This window comes from Anaerolineales bacterium (assembly GCA_022866145.1).
Lineage (GTDB): Bacteria > Chloroflexota > Anaerolineae > Anaerolineales > E44-bin32 > PFL42.
Genome location: JALHUE010000369.1, coordinates 1 through 3,013 on the forward strand (window position 1 = coordinate 1; position 3,013 = coordinate 3,013).

Annotated in this window: 3 protein-coding genes; 2 read left to right on the plus strand and 1 reads right to left on the minus strand. The window is 65.9% G+C overall.

What is annotated here, in order from left to right; all coding sequences use genetic code 11:
• A partial coding sequence (locus MUO23_11210; GenBank protein MCJ7513523.1) for a heavy metal translocating P-type ATPase occupies positions 1-1,505 on the minus strand: 1,505 nt, incomplete at its 3' end.
• A 511-nt stretch (positions 1,506-2,016) separates the two neighbouring features.
• On the opposite strand from MUO23_11210, the gene MUO23_11215 reads away from it, so the two are divergent.
• The gene (locus MUO23_11215; GenBank protein ID MCJ7513524.1) at positions 2,017-2,508 is read left to right on the plus strand and encodes a hypothetical protein; all 492 of its coding nucleotides are present in this window, start codon (positions 2,017-2,019) and stop codon (positions 2,506-2,508) included.
• A gap of 11 nt (positions 2,509-2,519) precedes the next feature.
• On the plus strand, positions 2,520-3,013 hold a 494-nt coding region (locus MUO23_11220), incomplete at its 3' end, for a hypothetical protein (protein ID MCJ7513525.1).

Consider the following 3,013-nt stretch of genomic DNA (forward strand, 5'->3'; position numbering starts at 1 on the left):
AGCTCCTGCGCCACGGCTTCGGCAACGGCCCAGCTGTCCCCGGTGAGCATCGCCACCTCGACACCCATCGCATGCAGGCGTTCGACGGCCAGCTTGCTGTCCGGGCGCACCACATCTGCCAGAGCGAGGCAGGCAACCGGGCGCTTGTCTTGGAGGAGGTACACCACGCTCCGACCCTTTCGGCCTTCCCGCTGCTCGAACTTGCGCAACTCATCGGGGGGAACCGCGCCGAGTGCCTCGAGCAGGCGCGGTCCCCCCACGTAGACATTGTGACCTTCGACCAGGGCGCGAACGCCGCGGCCCCGGATCGCCTCGAACTCGGAGGCGCGCGGAATCGCCAGGCTGCGCTCGTCTGCCGTGCGTAGGATTCCCCGGGCGATGGTGTGTTCCGAATCGCTTTCGACGGAAGCCGTCAGGGCTAGCGCCTGGTCCTCGGTCCACCCGTTTGTCACCGCCACGTCCACGACCCCGAACTCCCCACGCGTCAGGGTGCCGGTCTTGTCGAAGATTACGGTGTTGACGGTGCGGGCTTCTTCTAGCGCAAGGCGGGTGCGCACCAGAATGCCGTTGCGGGCCCCGATGGCGGTCGTGATCGACACAACGAGGGGGACGGCCAAGCCCAGCGCGTGGGGGCAGGCGATGACCAGCACCGTCGCCACCCGCGCCACGACTTCGGCGTCGAACCCGATGGCGATGGTCCACGCCACCGCCGTGATAACTGCCACGCCGAGGGCGATGTAGAAGAGCCAGCCGGCGGCTTTGTCCGCCAGAATCTGAGTGTTGGACTTGCTCTGTTGGGCCTGCTCGACTAGGCGCATGATCCCGGCCAATGCCGTCTCGTCCCCAGTCGCCGTCACGCGGACGCGGAGGCTGCCTGCGCCATTGATCGTGCCAGCGATTACCTTCGCCCCGGGCGACTTGCCGACTGGTCTCGATTCCCCGGTGACCATCGCCTCGTTTACGTCGGATTCCCCGTCCACCACCTCGCCATCCGCGGGCACACTGGACCCCGGTCGAACCAGGACAAGGTCGCCGGCCCGCAAGGTGTGAACCGGGATCTCTTTGGCTGGCCCCTGGTCCGTGAGGAGTTCGGCAGTATCAGGCAGAAGCTTCGCCAGTTCCTGAAGTGCGCTGGAGGCCTGGCGGACGCTGCGCATCTCAAGCCAGTGCCCTAGGAGCATGATGTCGATCAGCGTCACGAGTTCCCAGAAGAACGTCTCGCCCTCGGGGCTGAGCATTGCCGAGAGGCTGTAGACGAAGGCGACGCTGATGGCCAGTGAGATCAACGTCATCATCCCGGGTCTGCGAGCGCGCAGCTCGGGGACGGCCATCTGCAGGAACGGCACACCGCCGTAGGCGAAGATGATGAGGGAGACCAAGGGGGTGATCCACTGGCTGCCGGGGAAGGCAGGGGGACTGAAGTCGAACCACCCCTGGATGGTCGGGCTGTAGGCGATGACTGGGAGAGAGAGACCGAGGCAGACCCAGAACCGTCTGCGGAACATCGACTCGTGACCGGTGTGGTCCGTGTGTCCTTTGTGGACGGTGGGACCGGCGGCCGGCTCCGCGTGCCCATGAGTCATGTGCTCGGGTCGACCCGATGAATCCGCTGGCTCATGTTGCATGGGGTGACCGGGATGCATCGAGTGCGCCTCGGTAGAGGCCGAGGTCCCGTGCTTCATCGGAGTGTGAGCATCGTGGTCGGTCATGGTCCTTCCATTCCTCGGTTTGCGGTAGTTGCCCGTTCTCGGTTTTCGCGGCACGCGATCGGTCGCGACGGGCCTAGCCGGCGGAGGCGGCGTCGCCCAGTCGACGGATTCCCCGTTCGGCGGAGCACGAGTCGCCAACCGCCGTCCTCAGGCTTGACAGCCATCTCACTCTAGCCCCAAACGAATGGTCCGGGGAGGGCATTCCCCGTCTAAGTTACACACGCCAGATGGCGCATGGGACGTGCGGCCGAATGGCGCTGAGTGGGCACCGGCTGCAGCCCTATCCTTGAGGAGCGAGGTCACACACATGAGGTTGCCAACGCCCAACCCGCATCGTAGGGTGCTGCTGCCGGTTGGGGCGGGCCTGCTGGGCACAATCGCCCTGAGTGGGCTCTACCTAGGGATCGTCTCGCTGGCCGGCGAGCCGGCCCACGCCCTGGACCTGTTCTGGCAGGACCGGGGGCTTGTGATCCCCATCCTGCTGGGCTTCGGCGTCCAGGTCGGGCTCTGGACGCTGCTGAAGACGGGCCTGTACCTCCCAGCCCATGCGCTGGCGGGCGGGGCCATGACCGCTGCCGGCGGAGGCGTCTCGACGACGGCCATGGTCGCCTGCTGTGTCCATCATGTCACAGAGGTCTTGCCCCTGGTGGGCCTGACTGCGGCCGCAGCATTCCTGGCCAACTGGAAGGTCCCTTTCATGATCGCCGGACTGGCGACAAACCTGCTTGGGATCACGATCATGTTGCTCATACTGGGGCGCGAACGCCGGCATTGGACCTTGGCGGCGGTGAGCGCATGAGACCTCGCCACATGTGCGCGCTACTGCCCTTCATCCTGCTGGCTGGGTGCTCTGCACCGTTGATCGGCCCCTCGAAGGTGTCGCCTGCCGTCCCGGAGAGGAATCTCACTCGCACCCCGCCGCCCACAGCAACCCTCGTCCCTCCCCGGGGGCCTGAGCCGGCGTCGTACGAAACCCGGACCGACACGCAAGGCGCCGTGACCTTCGAGGTGACCCCGGTCAACCTCTCGGGCGCAACCGGGACGCTCGAGTTTGCAGTTGTCATGAACACGCACTCGGTGGATCTGGAATGGGACCTGGCAGAGCGGGCGGTGCTTCGCACGGACTCGGGAAGGGAGGTGAAGGGGTTGAGCTGGCCCGTAGGGAGCGGGCATCACTACAGTGGGACACTCTCCTTCCCCGGCCAGGCCCCGGACGGCATAGTGCTCCTAGATGGCGCTGGGATTCTGACCCTGATCATTCGCGACACTGATGTACCGGAACGAGCATTCACCTGGGAGGTGCA

Bases quoted from the DNA above. Each gene is read 5' to 3' on its own strand.
- MUO23_11215 (MCJ7513524.1), top strand. From the start codon at position 2,017: ATGAGGTTGCCAACGCCCAACCCGCATCGTAGGGTGCTGCTGCCGGTT.